At 45.7% G+C, this 19,281-nt stretch carries 21 protein-coding genes; 8 read left to right on the plus strand and 13 right to left on the minus strand.

The window, feature by feature from the left end; translation table 11 throughout:
* Nucleotides 1-36: 36 nt before the first annotated feature.
* Entirely contained in the window at nt 37-768 is a 732-nt protein-coding gene (locus RT717_RS19635) for a hypothetical protein (RefSeq protein WP_317488057.1), read from the plus strand.
* Between the two features lie 184 nt (nt 769-952).
* On the plus strand, nt 953-1,486 hold the full coding sequence (locus RT717_RS19640) for a hypothetical protein (RefSeq protein WP_317488058.1): 534 nt from the start codon (nt 953-955) through the stop codon (nt 1,484-1,486).
* Between the two features lie 267 nt (nt 1,487-1,753).
* On the opposite strand, the gene RT717_RS19645 is transcribed toward RT717_RS19640, so the two are convergent.
* Nucleotides 1,754-2,089, minus strand: a complete 336-nt coding sequence (locus RT717_RS19645; protein WP_151997852.1) for a type II toxin-antitoxin system HicB family antitoxin — start codon at nt 2,087-2,089, stop codon at nt 1,754-1,756.
* A complete protein-coding gene (locus tag RT717_RS19650; RefSeq protein WP_317488059.1) occupies nt 2,086-2,328 on the minus strand; it encodes a type II toxin-antitoxin system HicA family toxin in 243 nt (80 codons plus the stop codon). Before RT717_RS19650 ends, RT717_RS19645 begins: the two co-directional genes overlap by 4 nt.
* 207 nt (nt 2,329-2,535) lie before the next feature.
* Between RT717_RS19650 and RT717_RS19655 the strand changes: the two genes are divergently transcribed.
* On the plus strand, nt 2,536-2,715 hold the full coding sequence (locus RT717_RS19655) for a thermonuclease family protein (RefSeq protein ID WP_317488060.1): 180 nt from the start codon (nt 2,536-2,538) through the stop codon (nt 2,713-2,715).
* Between the two features lie 263 nt (nt 2,716-2,978).
* Here the strand turns inward: RT717_RS19655 and RT717_RS19660 are convergent, their stop codons facing one another.
* Together RT717_RS19660 and RT717_RS19665 are read right to left on the minus strand one after the other, a co-directional pair.
* Nucleotides 2,979-3,275, minus strand: a complete 297-nt coding sequence (locus RT717_RS19660) for a type II toxin-antitoxin system RelE/ParE family toxin (protein WP_317488061.1) — start codon at nt 3,273-3,275, stop codon at nt 2,979-2,981.
* Nucleotides 3,260-3,502: a hypothetical protein gene (locus tag RT717_RS19665; RefSeq protein ID WP_151997849.1), complete on the minus strand. Its 243-nt coding sequence runs from the start codon at nt 3,500-3,502 to the stop codon at nt 3,260-3,262. The genes RT717_RS19660 and RT717_RS19665 overlap by 16 nt, the downstream gene beginning before the upstream one ends.
* Nucleotides 3,503-3,718: 216 nt before the next feature.
* Between RT717_RS19665 and RT717_RS19670 the strand changes: the two genes are divergently transcribed.
* On the plus strand, nt 3,719-3,904 hold the full coding sequence (locus RT717_RS19670) for a thermonuclease family protein (protein ID WP_317492369.1): 186 nt from the start codon (nt 3,719-3,721) through the stop codon (nt 3,902-3,904).
* Between the two features lie 91 nt (nt 3,905-3,995).
* Here the strand turns inward: RT717_RS19670 and RT717_RS19675 are convergent, their stop codons facing one another.
* From RT717_RS19675 to RT717_RS19710, 8 genes are all read right to left on the minus strand, one after another.
* Nucleotides 3,996-4,853 (minus strand): toxin-antitoxin system YwqK family antitoxin, encoded by an 858-nt coding sequence (locus RT717_RS19675; protein WP_317488062.1) that lies wholly within the window; start codon nt 4,851-4,853, stop codon nt 3,996-3,998.
* A gap of 1 nt (nt 4,854) precedes the next feature.
* Nucleotides 4,855-5,652 carry an RHS repeat-associated core domain-containing protein gene (locus RT717_RS19680; RefSeq protein WP_317488063.1) on the minus strand — a complete coding sequence of 266 codons (798 nt, stop codon included), beginning with the start codon at nt 5,650-5,652 and terminating at the stop codon, nt 4,855-4,857.
* 8 nt (nt 5,653-5,660) lie between these two features.
* A complete protein-coding gene (locus RT717_RS19685; protein WP_317488064.1) occupies nt 5,661-7,235 on the minus strand; it encodes an OmpA family protein in 1,575 nt (524 codons plus the stop codon).
* A gap of 105 nt (nt 7,236-7,340) precedes the next feature.
* Nucleotides 7,341-8,186, minus strand: a complete 846-nt coding sequence (locus tag RT717_RS19690; RefSeq protein ID WP_317488065.1) for a transporter — start codon at nt 8,184-8,186, stop codon at nt 7,341-7,343.
* 5 nt (nt 8,187-8,191) lie between these two features.
* Nucleotides 8,192-9,112, minus strand: coding sequence for a DM13 domain-containing protein (locus RT717_RS19695; RefSeq protein ID WP_317488066.1), 921 nt, complete (start codon nt 9,110-9,112; stop codon nt 8,192-8,194).
* 73 nt (nt 9,113-9,185) lie between these two features.
* Nucleotides 9,186-9,596, minus strand: a complete 411-nt coding sequence (locus tag RT717_RS19700; RefSeq protein WP_317488067.1) for a DUF1761 domain-containing protein — start codon at nt 9,594-9,596, stop codon at nt 9,186-9,188.
* A 117-nt stretch (nt 9,597-9,713) separates the two neighbouring features.
* A complete protein-coding gene (locus tag RT717_RS19705) occupies nt 9,714-11,486 on the minus strand; it encodes an alpha/beta hydrolase-fold protein (RefSeq protein WP_317488068.1) in 1,773 nt (590 codons plus the stop codon).
* 272 nt (nt 11,487-11,758) lie between these two features.
* Entirely contained in the window at nt 11,759-12,853 is a 1,095-nt protein-coding gene (locus tag RT717_RS19710; RefSeq protein WP_317488069.1) for a ferredoxin--NADP reductase, read from the minus strand.
* 160 nt (nt 12,854-13,013) lie between these two features.
* Here RT717_RS19710 and RT717_RS19715 point away from each other — a divergent pair, with 160 nt between their 5' ends.
* The 3 genes from RT717_RS19715 (at nt 13,014) to RT717_RS19725 (ending at nt 16,371) form a co-directional block, all read left to right on the plus strand.
* Nucleotides 13,014-14,642: a serine hydrolase domain-containing protein gene (locus tag RT717_RS19715; protein ID WP_317488070.1), complete on the plus strand. Its 1,629-nt coding sequence runs from the start codon at nt 13,014-13,016 to the stop codon at nt 14,640-14,642.
* Nucleotides 14,636-15,265: an NUDIX hydrolase gene (locus tag RT717_RS19720; RefSeq protein ID WP_317488071.1), complete on the plus strand. Its 630-nt coding sequence runs from the start codon at nt 14,636-14,638 to the stop codon at nt 15,263-15,265. The genes RT717_RS19715 and RT717_RS19720 overlap by 7 nt, the downstream gene beginning before the upstream one ends.
* 104 nt (nt 15,266-15,369) lie before the next feature.
* Nucleotides 15,370-16,371: a PAS domain-containing protein gene (locus RT717_RS19725; protein ID WP_317488072.1), complete on the plus strand. Its 1,002-nt coding sequence runs from the start codon at nt 15,370-15,372 to the stop codon at nt 16,369-16,371.
* A 9-nt stretch (nt 16,372-16,380) separates the two neighbouring features.
* On the opposite strand, the gene RT717_RS19730 is transcribed toward RT717_RS19725, so the two are convergent.
* Nucleotides 16,381-16,785, minus strand: coding sequence for a DUF1761 domain-containing protein (locus RT717_RS19730; RefSeq protein WP_317488073.1), 405 nt, complete (start codon nt 16,783-16,785; stop codon nt 16,381-16,383).
* 149 nt (nt 16,786-16,934) lie between these two features.
* Here RT717_RS19730 and RT717_RS19735 point away from each other — a divergent pair, with 149 nt between their 5' ends.
* Nucleotides 16,935-19,214: a PAS domain-containing sensor histidine kinase gene (locus RT717_RS19735; RefSeq protein ID WP_317488074.1), complete on the plus strand. Its 2,280-nt coding sequence runs from the start codon at nt 16,935-16,937 to the stop codon at nt 19,212-19,214.
* Nucleotides 19,215-19,281: the final 67 nt, after the last annotated feature.

Here is a 19,281-nt window from a genome sequence, read left to right on the forward strand (position 1 = left end):
CCCCTACATTTGAGTCATCAACAAAATTATATCTCAATGTCAAACTCAAATGATTTTACAACAACAACTCCCGGCGTAGGAAAGGCTTTGTCCTCAGGCTGGGAAACGATGAAAGCCAACTTCCTTTATTTCTTTCTTATCATCATTCTGCTCAGCTTGCTGGACGGATTGATGGAACTCTTTGGCCGTGGCCTTACCGGTGAAGGCAATTTCGTCAAATCACTTTTCAGTCTCGACTTCGAACGAGGTCTAACCCCAGGCATCATATTCGCTGAGTTCCTTGCTGCCGCTCACTTCTTTTTAGTGATGCCGGTATTCGACTACGGCGCCGACTATATTTTTGTGCAGGGGGTAAGGCGACAAAAGCTCAACTTTAAGGACTTCATCAACGGTGTGAATAACTACCTGACCATCGTGCTCAATCACCTGCTCATAGTGGGCCTTGTAGGCATGGCCATGGTGGCTTTTATCATCCCCGGCATCATTGTTGGCTGCAGGCTGGCGTTCTCCTCCTATCTGGTGATGGACAAAGGACTTGACCCCATCAGTGCAGTGGAAACCAGCTGGAAGCTGACCAGGGGCCATGGCTGGAAGATCTTTGGCCTGGGCTTTCTGTCCATCTTCATTTTCATCCTTGGGCTGATCTGCTTCTTTGTTGGCGTATTCCCCGCCGTGATGTGGATCAAAGCATCGTTTGCTTCACTGTACCAGTCAGTGCTGGATGAAAAGGGTGAGGATTTCTTTCCTTCAAACGAAGAAGCAGTTTGATCACTCGCTTAAAATGAGAGACAAAGCTTAACAAAAAAGCCCTTGCTGCGTGGTAAGGGCTTTTTGTTGCTAGTGGCACCAGCCAAAGGCATCCCACAAGGTTCGGTGCGGGAATAGAATTTATCTACTCAAGTCACGTATTTTTTTAACTTAGAGACTTCGTAAATATTTAATTTCCTAACGAATGGAAGAGTTCGTATTAAAAGCTAAACACTATCAGATTTTTCTGTCACTTTCGATTCCTTCTTTGATAGCTGGCTTTGTGCCTAATTTTGACCCCAATATTCAACTTGTCAAAATCATTTTTGTTGGTCTGGCATTTACTGTGTGGATTTTTACACTAGGGAGAGCTTTAAATAATTGTATCCCAAGACGGTATCAATTAAGTGAGACCTTCCTCATTATTAACCTCTTTGCCTTTGCCATAATATTTGCCCTAATAGCCATTCTTTTAGACTATCAGCTTCGCTTCTTTGGCTGGGCAGTGCTGATTCCCCTCTACATGCTGTTCAGCTTTGTTTACTTGTACTATTTTGCTTCAAAAGCCTTAACAACTGCTGAAAAAAGAAAACGCACCTCGTTTGGAGAACATGTTGGTGAGATGATACTCTTGATGACAGGCTACGTGGGCATATGGTTTATACAACCACGCATTAACCAAATTTATCAGCAAAATAAGTCCAAAATACTATTGGAGGATACAGAAAATATCTCCTAAGCCGCCGGTGCGACCCTGCGGCTCGAACCCGTTAAGTTAACCCTCTGGTGGAAATTGGTGCAGCCAAGCCTTGGAAGTGAAAAGCCCCCGTACAAGCTCTTCTTTCTTTGTGGCTAATGGTACTAGACGCAGTTTCGCACCAGCGTTCGTTGCTATTGGATGGCTTAGCTGCTCAGACTTGCGGCGAATTCCCTTTTTCATCTGCAGGATACAGCAATAGCTTTCCCCCTAAAGGACTTTTTTCTTTTCTGGGAAGTCGAAATTTCTTCACGATTTCTGTACTCTTAACCGAATAGCCTCTGCTATAAAATTGTTCAAAGACACCTTCGCTTCCTTTGCCAATAAAGCTGCCTTTTGATGAAGCGACGGTGAAATTCTTACATTGAAGCTACCTTTAAATGGCCTCTCAGGTTCGACACCATTTGATTTACAATCCTCTAAATAAGCATCGACCGCTTGGTGAAAATCGTTTTCAAGATCAGCACCTGTTTGCCCCTCAAAAGAGATTAGGCCATTAATTCCCAGCACTTTACCATAGAGCAAATTATCCTCAGGACTGTACTCTATACTGCCTGTATAGCCTTTGTATTCCAGGTATTTCATAACTCTAATATTTCTTTTACTTGTCGCATTTGGTATTGCTTCATAAGACCGTTCGGGTGTGGTTTGTGAAGCATGATCGGAACGCCTTCTCCATTTTCGAATTTTACTCTTGATCCAGCCGTTTTCCCCTTCTTAACTTCTACAAAGCCGAAGTATCCAAGCAGTTTTACCATCTCATCATAATGAAAATCGGATGGCATGCTTACAAATCTTGCAATAAGCTTTTCCTTTCTGGACACAACCAAAAGTAACTATATTTAGTTGCATATCGCAAGTTTTTATACCCTAACCTGTTGGAAAAGTGAAAGAACATTCTTCTAGTAGAAGTAGACCTGGGCTTTTATGTGAAGAAAGAAGAGAAGGTGCGACTGGCCAGCACAAACACCCCGGAGCTGACTGCTGATGCCCTGGCCGGTTCGCATGCTACCAGCTGCGCTTAGCAAAGAGTGCTAACCGGCCGTGCCCGAGCCAAGGCCAAGAAGTTCTGCTCCAAAGGCTGTCAGATTACTTTACAGACTCAGAAGGAAAAGCGTGACCGCTATGCCCGCTACCTGGCTGAGGTGGTGCATGATGGTGAAAACCTTTCTGATTACCTGATGGAAATTGGGGCGGAGAAGCCGGGCTAAGCCGTGGAAGTAAAAGAGCCCTTACCGGTATGGCAAGGGCTTTCTTTGTGGCTATTGGGACGAGACTCCGTCCGGGTTCCCCAACCGGGTTCAAACTCGCACCAGCGTTCGCTGCTATTGTCTGGCTTTGCTGCACGGACACGGGGGGGGCCGGGACTGGCTGGCGACTTACCTGCTGCCCGGCTGGACAGCACGCCGGTTTACCTGTGGGGTGAAGGCCATAAGCCGAACGAAGCAATAGAGATTTCTGAGCAGGTTTGTGGTTAGTAGGGCTTTGGTTCCTGCCTTACATGCCTGATTCTTAATACCCTGACTTGTGTGTCTGTAAACCGGTAAGCTATGCGATAACTATGGGTTTCAAAAGCCCGATAACTTCCCTGGTTCTCCTTCTTAAACTTATCCGGCGGGTATCTTTCAGGGTTTTGCCTGGCCAATTCCAATGTCGCTAATATGGCCTCTTCCACTCGTTCAGCCTGAAGATACGAGTCCTCACTAATCTTTTTCAAGGCTTTGTTCAATGAGCTGGAAGGTCGTTTATTCCAGACTACTTTTCTCTCCATGAACGGATTTCCTTTACAGCTTCTTCATGGGTTAGATAATCTCCTGCTTCGATTTGTGCATCAGCTTCTTCTATTTCCGCATTGTATTGTTCTATACTGATACGCTGATGTTCCTCTTTCCATTTAATCAGCTCACCGATCAAGGACTTATCTTCCAATGAAGCCATCCATTCAAGTAATTCCAGTTTTTGTATTTGCGTGTCGCTCATAAATAGAAGCTTTCTCACAAAATAACGATTTATTTGTATGATTTGATCCGTTTAGAGTGGATGATGTTAATAAATTCCCTCGCTCAACCCTTTCTAGTCGGCAAATCCCTGCCTGTGACACACTTTTAGTAGAAGTAGACCTGGGCTTCTATGTGAAGAAGAGAAGGTGCGGCTGGCTCGCATTAATGCCCCAGAGCTTACCGCCGACGCCCTGGCCGGGTCGCATCCTACCAGCTGCGATTAGCAAAAAGTGCAAGAGCCAAGGCCAAAAAGTTCTGCCCCGAAGGTTCCCTAGTTACTATACAGACCATGAAGGAAAAGAGGGACCGCTATGCTCGATACTTGGCCGAGGTAGTGCATGATGGTGAAAACCTTTCTGACTACCTGCTGGAAATTGGAGCGGCGAAGCCCTGGAAGTAAAAAGCCCCCGCATTGCTGCAAGGGCTCTTTGTGCTTGTGGCCGATCGCTCGATTCATTTGTCTCGCTCTGTCGTTTAGTGCTATTCGCAGCCTAGCTACTCGGACTATCAGGAGGGAGTTGAAGCTTAAAAGTTAGAGATCTTTTTACCACAGCTTTATTGTTCCCTAAATCCTCCAAATCATATATGATTCCTTCTAGATAATTGTCGCTGTTGCTGCTTTTCAGAGAGAACATAATTTCGTAATCCTCACTTTGTTCAAGTCGCAACGTATCAACTACACTATGGTTAATAGAATCTAATTTCCCAACTACAACACCCATGAAATCATACATTGGGTTGGTCATTCGAATTGATACAATGTGGTAGCCTGTCGAATCGCTCACTGCAAATTCGTATTCAATCAACGAATCAACGAGGTTCCCCTTTTCATCGTATTTGGAATAATCTTCTAATAGGCCCTCTTTTGTGAATATCTGGATTAGCTTGATTTTGTTATCCTCAAAGAAAATTCTATGGGTGTCTATTGGGGTTCCAACTCTGTACTTTCCAAAGCTTTTGAGGTTTCCGCTAGAAAAATACGACTTACTAACTCCATGTAGTTCATTATCAAGAAATGTAGTTTCTTGATACAGCTGTCCTAGAGAATCATAATACTTGACCAATCCATTTTTTTTATCCTCTGTGTATTCAGCTCTCCAATGCAATTGACCATTGTGATACCAGAAGGATGATTGCCCATTAAGTTTTCCTTTTGAATAGCTTTCGATCTGCTTAGTGGAGCCATCTTGGAAATAGTATATACACTCTCCATTTTTTTGGGAACCTGTCATTTGACACTTGTACTTGATACTACCATCATCATAATGATCGAGAACAACATAACCATTACAGCCAAGTAGCGTCAAAAATAGCCCGTTGAGCAAGGTATATTGAATATACTTCATCATTCTAGTTTTTCTTAATTACCTTATTCCAAGTAGTATCTCCGGCATTCCAAGAAGCACTACCTCCATCCTTAGTCGTTAAATCCTTCATATCACTTTGATGTATAACGGGAACACTGTCAGTCGCTTCCATCGCCATACCTGTCGCCTCAGAATCTCCGCTTTCAAGTTTTCCACGAGCATCTGGCTTATCTGGATTCGTTCTCTTTTGTCCAGTATTCCTTTCTTTAGTCAAGTTCTCATTTTTTGTGGGCTTAATTGCCTTTGATGGGAGGGTAAACACTTCCTGAGCAGCGTCTACATCAGATAAATCGATTGAAATTGTTTTGCTGTCTCGAGGCGACGGTAAATGAGAATCATCTTCCATGGGACCATCATCGAAAGTGACAACATTCGGCAAGCTTGGAATACTAGAAATCAAATTGACAATTGCCTCCCCAACAATTGTCTCCTTGAATCCTTCACCTATCTTTTTATAAGTCTTAGAATCCGTGTATGTGTCAACAAAGCCAGAAACCCCTTTGACAACATCATCCCAACCCTCTCCGTTAATGACTACTTTTCTAATAGGGTTGTTAGCGGCATAGTGGAAGGGAGACCAGCTCGCATATATTGTTGCTTTTGGATCTAGTGTAGAGAACCGGGCTATTGTCGGATCATAGAAGCGAGCACCGTAGTCGTAAAGGTTTAGATCAAGGTCTTCTTGAAGCTCCTTGCCATTGTACAGGTAATCGTTCTTCAGTCCACTCTGATAAGAGTTAAAAGCCAGGCCAAAGGGGTAATAGTCATCTCCAAGTGCCAAAGCTATGCCTAATTCTCCAGCACCTTGAACTCCACCCTCCTGTTTGTCTGACGGTTTTCTGCGGAGGTGTTTGGCACCTCTGGCTGGCTTTCGCCGTAGCCCAGGGCGGTGATGCGGTTGGCGTCAATACCATTGTCTACCACATACTGGCGCACTGCCTCTGCCCTCCCCTGCGACAAATTCTTGTTGTAATCGTCACTGCCCACATCGTCGGTATGCCCGCCAATTTCGATGGTAATGCCAGGGTTCTCGTTCATAAAATCTACCACCTTGTCCAGCTCTTCAAAAGACTCTGGACGTAAAATGGTCTTGTTAGTATCAAAGAATACCTTTTCCAAACGCACCTTGGTACCTACTTCAATCGGATCAAGGTAAAAGGGCTTGTCGTAGTACCTTTCCAACCCATCATACGCCACATCAATCTCGTCGTTCGCTGAAAGAAATCCCTCTGCCTTTACTTCCAGCTTGAAATTACCTTCATGAGGAAGCTCCACCTCATAAAAACCATCTCCTTCTCCGCTTTCCACAAACCCGTCGTCGGATTGATCCGACTTAAACCCTACCACCGCACCCGAAATTGGCGTCCGGTCTTTGCTTGACATTACAATGCCGGTAAGCACAATGATTGGCTCCGGTTCTGGTTCCGGCTCAGGCTCCGGTTCGGGCTTGGCAGGCACCAGACCGAAAATATCGAGGCTTCCACCATCCTGCGTTGTGTACGACCTTGTGGTAAAAGCATTTTGCCCGTCACCACTGATTGAGAAGTAAGCATCAAAACCTTTAGTATTCACCGGCTCGCCGAGGTTCACCGGCTTCGACCATTTCATCCAGGTATCATCCAGCCGTTTAGCCATGTAAATGTCGGTGCTGCCTAGTCCACCCGGCCGATTGCTGGCAAAATACAGTGTCACACCATCGGCAGCCAGAAACGGCCCAAATTCATCATAAACAGTATTGATACCCTCAGGCATTTTTACAGGTGGCGTCCACTTGCCTCCTTTGTCAAAACTGATGTACAGGTCACTGTATTTGCCTTTTACTCTTTCAGTAAAATACATGATCACCACTTTGGCGTCGTTGCTCATGAAGCTGCCCGAAAACAATCCCTTGTTCATGTTGTCGTAGTTGGGAATATTCACCTGCGTAGGTGTTGACCAACTATTTCCTGACCTGCGTACAATAGAAAAACCAGGCTCGTTCTTTCGGGCTCCGCCATTGAGCATGAGCGTGTTTCCATCTGTGGTAATTCCCAGTACCTTATTGAACTTATGGATATTGAAAGGGGGACCGGCATGCACAGCCTGCGTCCAGTTTCCATCTGCATCTCTGGTCGAGTACCAAATGTCCTGCGAACCGTCTTCTCCGTAGGTGTTTTCAGGGCTGTTAGACACCACCCAATAAAGCGTATTGCCATCAGGAGAAATAATTGGGCCGGACTCGTGGTGGCCAGTATTCAATTCTTTCCCTAGTTTTTCGAGGTCAAATTTTGGTGCTTCGTCCTCCTCTTGTGCTTTCCCAAAATGGGCGATAGAAAGAAATATAATGCATAAAAAAATACTCGGTAGAGCGGCTGGTTTCTTCATTTGACTATCAATTAAGCTGCAAAATAATGATAGTGTGACATTTAGCCAATCTCTGGAAACTTTATTGACTTTTTGGAAGATGCAATTGTATAAAGCAAATGCCTTCTATGGCTTAAAAAAGATCCCCACACTCCAGGCAGGTCGGGCCAGCACATTTTTTCCTGATAAAGCATAATCAACAGCCAAGCTTGCACCCATTTTTCCTCCCTTGTACAAATAGGCAACTTGGGGGCCATAGGCAAGGTATTCTGTGTTGTTAGAAAAAATACCATTAACGGCATCAGGGGCGTCACCATTGAAAAAGGAAGAAACACTTCTGATCATGGCAGAGACGAGCACCTTTTCTTTAATCGTGTAGCCAATCTCGGCATTGTAATGAAACTCTTCTGAGAAACCCTTCGTCCTATTGTTGAAACCCACGCCAAAAGTGGCATAAGCCGGCAATGGATAAAGCGACACTCCTCCTTCAAGCCTAACTAGCTGATTAAATTCACCGTCTCCCGTTTGCAAAAGCATGGTGTTTCCGCCGCCCGGATTACCCGTTGGCAGTCCCAAATAGACGCCAGCTGCCAGCACAAAAGCCTTGTCCTGAATGATACCGTATTTAGCGCCCACCAGCATGTCGCCCAGTGAAGTAACTGCATCGCCGGGTTCGGTGCGGCCGCTCAGGGTGAACTGGCGCTCGTTCAGGACGTTCCTGGCAATCAGCGGCACGGTACCAATGATATCAATGCGATCCGTTATGCCATACTCTCCGTAAAAGTTGGTGAGATAGATTGAAGAGGTCGTAATCGGCACTACATTGCCCTCCTTGTCAAAAAACTGGTTGGCGATGATCCAACGCTCTTCCAGCTTAAAGTAGCCATGTCCTTTTTTAGATGTCCAACCTCCGCCTGCCAGGGAAGTGGCAGACAAAGCAAGTCCGGTAATGAGCAAGAGGAAATGTTTCATATCTATTAGTTCAGCTCGGCCAAACCGAATACAACGTTGAATGGCTTGCACAGTATAATCACATATTTGTAGTCGTCTATAGCAACGCCGTCGGCCCGGTAGCTGCTGGGCCCTGTGGTGCTGGCCAACGCAGCCAGTTCTTTTCCACCGGCCACCGAGTTGTCCTGATTAGAAAGGTAGACAAACAAGCCAGGACCATTATTGGAATTGAAATTATCTTGTAAACTTACCTGCAAGGCATTGCTGTCAAGGATACTTACCCTCACATCGCCGCTTACATTGTAGCCACCTTTGCCGATGAAGCTGCCGGTTCGCACACCAAATTCTCCACCGACAATTATTTGGTAAGGCTCACTATTGACGCCATCGGCTGAGGCAATAATGTTTGTGGTGCCGTTAGCCACGCCCAACACCAGCCCCTCATTGTCAACGGAAGCGATAGTGGGATCAGTGGATGACCACGTGACCTCTATATCGTCGATGGTAACGTCAGCCGAATTGTAGACAAAAGCATTCAGGTCGACAGATTCACCTGCCTCAAGCCTCATGTCCTCACCGGTTATTTTGATGTAGGCTACCTCGTTGGCCAAGTCAATAACATTGAGCTGCAGACCTTTTGATACCTGCCCCCCGTAACTGGCAGTAATTGTCACCTGCCCCCTGGCAACACCAAAAACGATCCCATTCAAGTCAACTGTCGCCACAGTTGGGTCAGACGACTGCCACGTAGTGGGCACATCGAATCGATCTCCGAATTCATTCACGCCGTTCGAGGTCATCTGCAGGCTTTCATTGACGCTAAGAAATGCCTGAGGCGAAAAAATTTCCACGCTGCTCACGGTGTCCTCAACCAGATCGGTGCCTATGCACGAAATCATTAATGCGGAGAATGTGCTGAATGCAATAAAGCGCTGGATCAATGACATCCTTGTTCGTTTTAGGTCTAAATATACCAAGAACGCTAAATCAAGAATGTCTCGAAATGGACAAAGGCGGAGTTTACATCCAATAGCCCAGCACCAGCCCCATCAACGGGTAGGCCACAAGGCAGTATCCAACAGAAATAAGGTAGAAGCGTATTGGGCGGGTTTCGTATACAAAATTGATGGCTTGCGCCACTGCCACGAAGGCGGCAGCCAAAAGTCCAAGGAGCACCCCTTCAAAAGCGCTGGTACCATGCTCTGCATGAATAAGGATGGACAAGAGAAATGAGGTACATATACTCAAAAACAAGCCGGTTAAAAAACCGTACTTTTTATCACGTGAAGCAACCCCTTCAGCACCAAGCCCAATGTCTTTGGCCCAAAAATACCCGAACAGCCCTCTGCTAAACCACAGCAGCTCCAAACTCTGGCCAATCAAAACGGCAAAAAAAATAGCGATGTAGTTGAGTTCGGAGATAACGTCCATTTATAGGTGTTTGTTGATTTAGGCAAATTTATAACAAATTAGCTTATACGCAGTATACAATTCTGCCAGCGTAACACCAGAGTTAAAATTTACGGTCGGCCCAGCCGAAGTGGCCAATCAGATACCCCAGTTAATAAGCCTGAAACCTCTCGGCTTGGTCTTACGCAGCCTTTCCTTTATTTTGGGCAGGTACATTGTGTTGTATCGCAGCCGGCTGATGTAGTTGGGGTTTTCATGATCACCGTTCCAACAGTGCTCAGCCCGGTCACCATAGTCTACCTCGCCTCCATAATATGGGTCGGTGGTGCTCTCCAGAAACTCTTCCGCCAAATAAACAGCGTTGTTCAGATAGTAGTTGTCCATGTCTCCACAGTAGATATGCACTTTGCCTTCGAGCTTTTTGCCAATCTTAGCCCAGTCCCTTTGCATGATATGGCTGAGGTCATAATTCTCTTTCCAATAGTTAGCCACCTCTTTGTCAATCACGCCAGTCAGTTTGTCCCAAATCGGGCGGGGATATCCATTGGCACCCGTCGGCGAATATACTGCCTGCCAAATGTCCCACTGGTCACCCGACCGGCTCTCCCTGCCTCCAATCACGAGCTCTTTGTGGTTCGACTCCTGAATGGTGCTTTGCACGTGGCCCAGATAATCCCGGTGTCCGGGTCTCGGTGTTTTATTGTAATCATTATCAAGGTAGTAGGCGTTCTCATCTTCATACAAATTGACTACTGTATAAGCACGAAAGTCGATAGGATCAGGGCAAGCGGCAAAGCAACCGTTGTACTCATCAGGGTAAAACACCTGAGCAGCAAGCGCCTCCCAGCCGCCAGTGGAGCCGCCATACAAAAACCGTCCCCAGCCCTCACCAATCCCGTTAAACTGCTCTTCGATATAGGGAAGCAGCTCATAAGTAATGGCATCGCCGTAAGGCCCCAAATTGGCTGAGTTCACAGCATAGGAATCATCGTAGTACGGATTCTGGTGCTGAATTTCAATAGCAATATACCGGGGAAATCTCGGCCCGGTCCACTGTTTGTAGAGATCGTATGCCTCCTGCTGGACAATCTTATTGTATCCCTCTATTTTAAACCTTTCGCTATAGTCTGGCTTCAGATTAGGGTCAGGAGGCGTCTCACTGAACCCACCAAAAGTATAAGGGAAATGCCCATGAAATATCATCAGGGGATACCTCGCATCGGGCTGCTTGTCCCAGTCATGAGGCAATAGAATATTAGCACCTAAATACATTGGCCTACCCCAAAACTCAGACAGTAGCTTACTCTCAATCTTCACATGCTTGATGTATTTCGTGTCGACCGGATCAGGAATGGGCGGTATCTCATTGGTCAGTGAAATCTTGAAATTGCCTCCGGTAGCGGGATTGATGGTGACCTTTTGAGGTGTGCTGAAAAGGTTTTTCGGTGACGAGGCCCATTGCTGCCCTTCACCCTGATCCATATGAAGCTTCACGGTATGTCCGTTGGCTAAATTGAAGGTGGTGTACTTATTCAAAAATCCCTGGATATAATAATCACCGGGAGGGATGTTCTTGATACTTTGAATCGGATACCCGAAGACCGACGAGTCAATGACAACTTCACTGCCAGCCTGAAGCTGATCCACAGTAATTCCAAAAATCATTTGAGATGAAGGCCCATCGGAGATTTGGAAGCGTGGTTCGGGGTCGTTGGTCTTAGCAATGACCAGCAATATTCTACCGTCAAAAGGCCCATCGGCGAATTTCTTGTCAATAGAAATCCCAAAATTAAGCACAGGTTTGAGTGGGGGAGTATTGGGTTGCCCTTTGTTAGAGCAACTGCCGACAACGACAACAAAAATGAGTAGAAATAAAGGAGATAGATTATCCAGGCAGCGCTTCAATTGCATACGGTTAAGGTTTCTTAGTAGGAATGTAGCCTTAAAATCTCAAAGGTGCAAAGGGGTTTCTGTGAGCGTTATACAAGTCAGAAGAAAAGCCACACGCCCTCTATTCTTAACGTAGTGCTGATCGGCTTAAAATTTATTTGAAAGGTGAAAAATATGTTTTAGACTCCAAATAGTCAAAATGTAACATCACAAAACACAGTCTTCTTTACTTTTCAACGAAAAACCCTGGTGGTTATTGGTATAAATGGTTTTTTTTAAACTATGATCGGTAATTATCCTATTTCTATCACAACGTCGCTTGTGATAGGATGCCCCACACAGCAAAGAACATACCCTTCCCCTTTTTCAGACGCTGACAGGCCATCGTCCTCATCCATCTTCACTTCACCCGAAAGCAATTTGCCCCGGCACGCAGTGCACAAGCCACTTTGGCAGGAATATGGCATGTCAATATCGAGACTAAGACCCGTCTCCAAAATCGTTTTGCCCGAAGGAACGTCAAATGTGTGCTCTTCTCCGTCGAGAATAATTTTAACAGGCAAGCTTTGCCCGGATTGATCGACAATCTCAGCAGGAGATGTTTCTCCGGCGGTAAAGCTTTCTCTTTTGATAGCGTCAGCAGCGACTCCCAGTTTCACAAGCCCGTCGACAGCGATATCCATCATTGGCGCTGGCCCGCAGGTGAAAAAATCAGCTCCTCTGTAATCAAACCCAGGTACGTTGCTTAGGATTTGCCCCACTTTTTCAACAGTGAGTAAGCCCTCAAGACTTTCAACGTCAGCTGACGGTTTTTCCAATATGTGAACCACCTTCAGCCTTTCCCCGTAGGTAGCCTTCATTTTCTCCAGCTCGGCCTTGAAAATGATCGAGTCTTTGTCACGATTGCAGTAGACCAGCAAAACTGTGGATAGGGCTTCCTTGAACAAAACCGATTTTGTTATGGACATCAGCGGCGTGATGCCGCTGCCCCCTCCAATCATCACCAAATGGCGTTTTTTATTTTCATCAATTGGGGTCACAAAATGCCCCATCGGCTCCATCACTTCTATTTCATCACCAGCCTTGGTCACAGTATTGACATACGTAGACATGCTGCCTCCCTCCACTTTCTTCACGGTAACGGCTGGCAGCTCATCCAAAAACGGACTACTGCAAAGAGAATAAGCCCTCCGAATCTTCTTCCCGTCAATAGTAAGTATTAGCGTTACAAATTGCCCTGCCTGGTAATTCAACCCGCCTTCCGGGTTTTCAAAAACAAGACTTACCGCATCGTTAGTTTCCCTTCGAACCTGATGGACTTTAAGTGTCAGGTACCTGTTATCCTTCTTTTTCTCTTTTGACGACTTCTTAAAAAAACTAAATGCCATTGCTACAAATGCTGAAAATTCTAAAACAATAGTTGATGGGAGATGTGATGAGCTAAGTGCTGCAAAACTAATCCTAAAACCGTTCCCGACCAATCAAATCAACGCTACTTTAAAAGGTGGTATTTTTTTCATTACTTCTCCTCTTAAATCCCCCTTTATAATGAAACAATCCTTTCTCGGTTTAGTGCTCGTTTGCATTTTTTATTGTTGCACCCCCGTTGAAAACCCGCAACAGTTAAATAAGTTCGAAAGTGAGCTCGATGCCATTTTCGCAGAATTCCAGAACGACGCATCACCAGGCTGCGCTGTTGCTGTTTTTCAGGGAAACAAGGTAGTTTTTCAGAAAGGCTATGGCCTCGCCAATATCGAAAACAAGGTTCCCATCACCACATCAACTACCTTCGACATAGCATCGGTCTCCAAGCAGTTTACAGCCTATGCTGCGGCGCTGCTGCTGGAACAGGGAAAGATGTCACTTACCGACGACATAAAAATGTACTTTCCTGAATTGAATGACTTTCCCCACCACGTCACCATCGACCAGCTCATCCATCACACCAGCGGCCTTAGAGACTGGCCACAAACGCTGGCGGTGGCGGGTTGGAGCATGGAGGATGAGCTTACCTACGAACAAATACTGCGGATGGCTTTTGCTCAAAAAAACCTCAACTACGAGCCAGGCGACGAATATTCATACACCAACACAGGTTATGTACTGCTGGCAGAATTGGTGAGCAGGGTAGCTGAGGAACCGTTTCATTCACATATAGAAAAGGTGGTTTTTGAGCCGCTTGAGATGAAGAATAGCCGATTCAATCACGACATCCATAACGTTATTCCAGCCAGGGCCCAAAGCTACTACAAAGCCGATTCGGCCAACTATGGCAGCTATGCCAACACCACCACTGCCATGGGCTCGTCCAGCATGGTGTCGACTGTCGAAGACCTGGCCAGGTGGCTGATGTTTCTATCGAAAAACCCGGCAGACAACCTTGCGGTTAATCGGCTCCATGAAAGAGGTGTGCTAACCAATGGCGACAGCATTCACTACGCTTATGGAGTTTGGTTCGAAGAGTCGGGTGGCCTGCCGGTAATTACCCACACAGGATCGTGGGCAGGGTTCAGAGCGATGACTATGCGCTTCCCAACAAAAGATTTTGGCCTGGTCATTTTAAGTAACTACGCCGGATTAGATAGATATGGCTATGCCGAAAAGGTGGCAAAAGTCTTTTTAACGGATGATTATCATCTTTCTGATGAAAAGACTGACGAACCACCACTCTCGGATAATTATCAGCGCCTGGCAGGAGCTTATGTCTCGTCCCCCACCCGCATTTACGAACTTGGTAGTGATGATAACCCAATGAAATTATCGATCGATGGGGCTTTTGAGTACACCATGGTGGCGGCCGATTCAGAAGGAGAATTTTTCGCCAGCGAAGATCCCACGCTACAGTTGAAGCAAGTTGGCGGCACGTTGTCTGTCAATGGTGCCCCACTCGAAAAACTCTCGGCGAGCAGCCTTCCGCTGGGCAACTATACTGGCACCTATTTCAGCGATGAACTCCAGATGATGTATAAAGTAGTTATGGAAGATGAACAGCTTTTTATGAGCAGCCTCAGACACGGCCCGGTTGAGTTGCGACCCATTGCAGGCAACTTGTTTGCAGGCGGGGAGTGGTTTCTGGGCAGGGTTCTGTTTACCACCACGGCGGACGACATTTCTGGTTTTCAGGTGTTTGGCGGCAGGGTGAGAAGGCTACATTTTAGAAAGGTGCAATCATGGTAGACCCGACGAGCCTTCTTAGCAGCTTACTCCGAATAAAAACCCTTTCTCAGATAGGAATCAATTTTGGGAACTCGGAGTACGACCTGGAACGATACGAGGAGATTGTTTCAATTGCAGACCAGCTTATTGCAGGCATATCTGACATGCCAATCGAGAGAATACAGAACCTCTATGCAAATGAAGAAAGCTACATAACGCCCAAAGTGGATGTTAGAACTATAGTGCTGAAGAACGACCAGATTTTGCTAATCAAAGAAAAAGCGGACGGCCGCTGGGCGCTGCCCGGAGGCTGGGCCGAAGTTGGTTACACGCCGTCGGCAGTGGCAGTGAAAGAGGTAAGAGAAGAAACAGGATTGGATGTGAAAATTGAAAGACTGCTGGCAGTTTTTGACAACTCCCTGCACCAACATCCCCCATCGCCTTTCTATGTGTATAAGCTCTTCTTTCTGGGAACTGCCACAGGCGGCTCATTCGATCTAAAAGGGCATGAATCCTTGGAGGTTGGGTTCTTTTCGTTGCAGGAACTTCCACCACTGTCGGAAGAAAGAAACACCTACGAGGAAATACATCAATTAGCCACAATTGCCGCCCAAGCCAGCAACCAACAGACCTTGTTCGACTAAATGACAACAAATATCGTTGTGGACTCAAACGTATTTCAGATTGAGTCAGATTTACGCTATATTCAGTGAGCTTTGATACAATTACTTTCTTTTTTTAGGAATAAATGGACGACTATTACCAAAGATCTCTTGATAAATTCTGCGCCGTTTCGGTATCCGACTCGGAAAGTATTATCTCATCGGTTAACGACTTCTTCTGTCGTATATCAGGCTTTGAGAGAAACGAATTAATAGGGAGGCCTTACAATATTCTGAAGTCAGCAACTCACGGTGAAGATTTCTACAAAGACTTGTGGAACACCGTCAGCAAAGGTCAAATTTGGAAAGGGGAAATATGCAATTTATCGAAAGAAGGCACGCACTATTGGCTGGATACCACCATAGTACCCGACCTCTCGGAAAATGGCGAGATCATTCGGTATATAACCTACCAGGTTCCAATCAACGACCCGATCCAAAAAAAGCAGACAGCTGGCGAAACAAGCAGACAAAGTTCAGATGAAAGCGACGACCTGTATCATTCTCTGGTTAATAACCTACCCATCAGCGTATGGAGAAAAAACAGGGAAGGAAAAATAACCTATGTAAATAAGACCCTGGTTCAAAATGTAAAGATGGAAGAGTCGGAGCTACTGGGAAAAACAAACCATGACCTGTACCCAAAGGAGCTTGCTGACAAATATGAAAAAGATGACAAGGAGGTGATATCCGGCGGCATCGCCCTGCATTCAGTTGAACCTAATATTGATCTGAAAACAGGAGAGCACATCTATATTGAAACAATCAAAATCCCGATCAAAGGAAGGGATGGGAGCATTGAAGGCCTTCAGGGAGTGTTTTGGAATATCACAGAGTCAATAGAAACTCAAAAGCGCCTCGAAATTCAAAACGAACAATTGACAGAGATCGCCTGGTTGCATTCGCACAAAATAAGAGGCCCGGTGGCCACTATTATGGGCTTGATGAATATCTTCGATTGGAGCAATATGAATGACCCCCAAAATTTAGACATCGTGAGAAAGGTCGACACGGTGAGCAAGCAGCTCGACGAAATTATTCACGACGTAGTGAAGAAAACAGGCGATCTCTATCAAAAAGAAGACTGAGGGATGGCCTCAATGCCAGGTACCAAGAATGTAGCCGGAAATAGCCAGAGACACCATCCAATAACCTCCATTGATAATAATATACTTAAAGGATCTCTGCTCGTACATTGCATTAACGCCAATGCCCATAGCAACAAAGCCAAAACCTGTCAAAAAACCGTACAAGGCGCCGTCAGTGGCTCCGATTTCGGTTCCGAACATCATGGCCATATTGAATATGAGGATAAAGCTCATAACAAAAGCTGAACCAAACACTTTACCCATATTGCCGCTTTTCGCCTTCTCTTCGGTCATGCCCGACTCCTTCATCCAGGCTGTACCAAATACTTTTGGATTGTACCAAACAAAACCAACAACAAAGGTTACGACTGTGGCTGCCACAATTGCTAACCAATTCAATGCAGAAATGTCCATAAAATTAGTTTATGTTAGTGAGTAAGAAATATAGTGAATTTGTATTTCTTTCAATTTCACATCTCACCCAGCTGTTCAGTCATCATTTGTAAAGGCTCTTACAAACTGGCTTTATTAAGATTTATGCGTCAACGACAAGAAGATACCAGATGCCTTCTAAGACTAATCAAATTGTAACGAATGCAGGCCCTTTGGTGGGATTTTGGGAGTGGGATATTCGCAATCGGCAGGAAAATATAAGTAAGAGTCTTGCTGAAGCGTTCTCCTTACAACACCCCTTTAGCCGGGAAGAGGGGGCGTTTTGGAAAACGATACTTTCGGTTATTGATTTTCAGTCGTTTATTGAACTGCGGGCAGACGCCAGTCGAAAAAAGCAGGCCGATATAATATCTACAGTGCTTCAGGGCATCACGGCGCTGGGGGAAGTTGCTACTCTCGAAATTCAAATGGAGACAGTGGCCTGGAACGACTCAGGAGAAGCTGAAAAAGTGATCGGCTATGTAGCGATTAACAAGCCTGGCCTCAGTAGTGCAAGCAATCGGTTGCTCAGGAAGCTTACAGAACATGTCCCCGGAGTCGTTTATCAATACCAATACCTGGACAACGGCCTCTCGAGGTTTCCTTACGCCAGTGATGGGCTTTGGGATATTTTTGAACATACTCCCGAGGAAGTAAGGGCTGATGCAGCCTCCGTGTTTGACAGAATACACGCTGAGGATCTCGACGAGTTCATTCAGTCGATGCTCAATTCATACACAAGCCTAAACCCCTGGAAAATGAATTTCAGGGTGGTGCTACCCTCAAAAGGTGAAAGGTGGATCGGTGGAAGCGCCAGGCCAGAGCAGCAACCTGACGACAGCGTAATTTGGCACGGGTACATGGCCGACGTAACCCACCAAAAGAAAATAGAGCAAGAGCTAGTCAAGACAAATAAGGATCTTCAGGGTATTCTAAATGCAGGTAGCCAAATATCAATCATCGGCACACGAGTTAACGGCCTCATATCACATTTTAGCAAGGGCTCTGAGAACTTACTGGGGTATAAAGCCGACGAGGTGGTGGACAAAGAAAATCTGACCATCTTCCATGTGAGGGAAGAAATTAAATTGCGTGAGAAGCAATTAACAGCTCGACTAGGAAAAGAGGTGGAAGGCTTCGATGCGATTGTAGAAATGGCCAGAAAGGGAAAACACGACACCCGGGAATGGACCTACTCAAGAAAGGACGGCACCACTTTTCCGGTGCAACTTGTTGTAACGGCCATTACCGACGAACACAGCAAAATAGTTGGGTTTTTGTGTGTTGCCACCGACATCAGTCAGATGACGAAAGCCAGGCTGGCATTGGCTGAAAGTGAGGAGAGGTGGCAGTTTGCACTTGAAGGAGCAGGCGACGGTGCCTGGGATTGGGACTTGGCAAAGGGTTCCATTTTCATTTCGCCAAAATCTAAGAAAATGCTGGGATACGCTAGTCACGAGGTGAGAAATGCTCCGGAAGGCTGGGCCAAACTGATCCACGCCGATGATGTTCCAACGTATCAAAAGAACCTGGACGAGCACCTGCAGGGGAAGGCAGAAATCTACTCCACTGAGTACCGGGTGCTGTGCAAAAACGGAGAGTACAAGTGGGTGCTTGACAGGGGAAAAGTGACCAGAAGAGACGAAAATGGCAGGCCTTTGAGAATCATCGGTACGCACTCCGATATTTCCCAGGCCAAAGAGAAAGAAAAAGCATTAAAAAGCACAATTGACATAATTGGTGAGCAAAACAGAAGATTGCTCAATTTTGCGCATATCGTATCTCACAATCTCAGGTCACATTCGGGCAACTTTGAAATGATGTTCAAGATGTACGATGTTGCTGAAGATGACGACGAGCGGAAGGAAATGCTTGCCCATATCAGAACGATATCGGAAAAATTAAGCGAAACCATCCACCACCTCAACGAAGTGGTGATGGTTCAAACCTCCATCGACCTTCAACGGCAAAACATCAACCTGTACAGCTTTGCGGAGAAAACAAGAGAGGTATTGACGGCAAACATTTCCTCAAAAAATGCCCATATAGCAAATAACATCCCCAGGGACATAGTAATAAATTACAATGCAGCCTATATGGAGAGCATTCTTTTAAATTTACTCTCTAATGCTGTCAAATACAGCCATCCGGATCGTGATCCAGAAGTGCGTCTAACTGCCTACAGTGAAAAAAATTATACTGTTCTGGAGGTAGCCGACAATGGCCTTGGCATCAACCTGCATCTCCACAGAGACAAGCTTTTTGGTATGTACAAAACGTTCCATCCCAACAAAGATGCCAAGGGAATTGGTCTCTTCATTACCCGCAACCAGATCGAGGCGATGGGTGGAAAAATAGCGGTAGAAAGTGAAGAAAATAGGGGCTCAGTTTTTAAAGTCTACTTCCTGTAGCAACACCTCTTCAGTACGCTCAATGCCTCTCAGTAGTTGCTTATCTACCTGAAAATGATTAACTTCT

This window comes from Imperialibacter roseus, assembly GCF_032999765.1.
Classification (GTDB): domain Bacteria; phylum Bacteroidota; class Bacteroidia; order Cytophagales; family Cyclobacteriaceae; genus Imperialibacter; species Imperialibacter roseus.

Bases quoted from the DNA above. Each gene is read 5' to 3' on its own strand.
- RT717_RS19635 (WP_317488057.1), top strand. From the start codon at position 37: ATGTCAAACTCAAATGATTTTACAACAACAACTCCCGGCGTAGGAAAG.
- RT717_RS19640 (WP_317488058.1), top strand. From the start codon at position 953: ATGGAAGAGTTCGTATTAAAAGCTAAACACTATCAGATTTTTCTGTCA.
- RT717_RS19645 (WP_151997852.1), bottom strand. From the start codon at position 2,089: ATGAAATACCTGGAATACAAAGGCTATACAGGCAGTATAGAGTACAGT.
- RT717_RS19660 (WP_317488061.1), bottom strand. From the start codon at position 3,275: ATGGAGAGAAAAGTAGTCTGGAATAAACGACCTTCCAGCTCATTGAAC.
- RT717_RS19675 (WP_317488062.1), bottom strand. From the start codon at position 4,853: ATGATGAAGTATATTCAATATACCTTGCTCAACGGGCTATTTTTGACG.
- RT717_RS19685 (WP_317488064.1), bottom strand. From the start codon at position 7,235: ATGAAGAAACCAGCCGCTCTACCGAGTATTTTTTTATGCATTATATTT.
- RT717_RS19690 (WP_317488065.1), bottom strand. From the start codon at position 8,186: ATGAAACATTTCCTCTTGCTCATTACCGGACTTGCTTTGTCTGCCACT.
- RT717_RS19695 (WP_317488066.1), bottom strand. From the start codon at position 9,112: ATGTCATTGATCCAGCGCTTTATTGCATTCAGCACATTCTCCGCATTA.
- RT717_RS19700 (WP_317488067.1), bottom strand. From the start codon at position 9,596: ATGGACGTTATCTCCGAACTCAACTACATCGCTATTTTTTTTGCCGTT.
- RT717_RS19705 (WP_317488068.1), bottom strand. From the start codon at position 11,486: ATGCAATTGAAGCGCTGCCTGGATAATCTATCTCCTTTATTTCTACTC.
- RT717_RS19710 (WP_317488069.1), bottom strand. From the start codon at position 12,853: ATGGCATTTAGTTTTTTTAAGAAGTCGTCAAAAGAGAAAAAGAAGGAT.
- RT717_RS19715 (WP_317488070.1), top strand. From the start codon at position 13,014: ATGAAACAATCCTTTCTCGGTTTAGTGCTCGTTTGCATTTTTTATTGT.
- RT717_RS19720 (WP_317488071.1), top strand. From the start codon at position 14,636: ATGGTAGACCCGACGAGCCTTCTTAGCAGCTTACTCCGAATAAAAACC.
- RT717_RS19725 (WP_317488072.1), top strand. From the start codon at position 15,370: ATGGACGACTATTACCAAAGATCTCTTGATAAATTCTGCGCCGTTTCG.
- RT717_RS19730 (WP_317488073.1), bottom strand. From the start codon at position 16,785: ATGGACATTTCTGCATTGAATTGGTTAGCAATTGTGGCAGCCACAGTC.
- RT717_RS19735 (WP_317488074.1), top strand. From the start codon at position 16,935: ATGCCTTCTAAGACTAATCAAATTGTAACGAATGCAGGCCCTTTGGTG.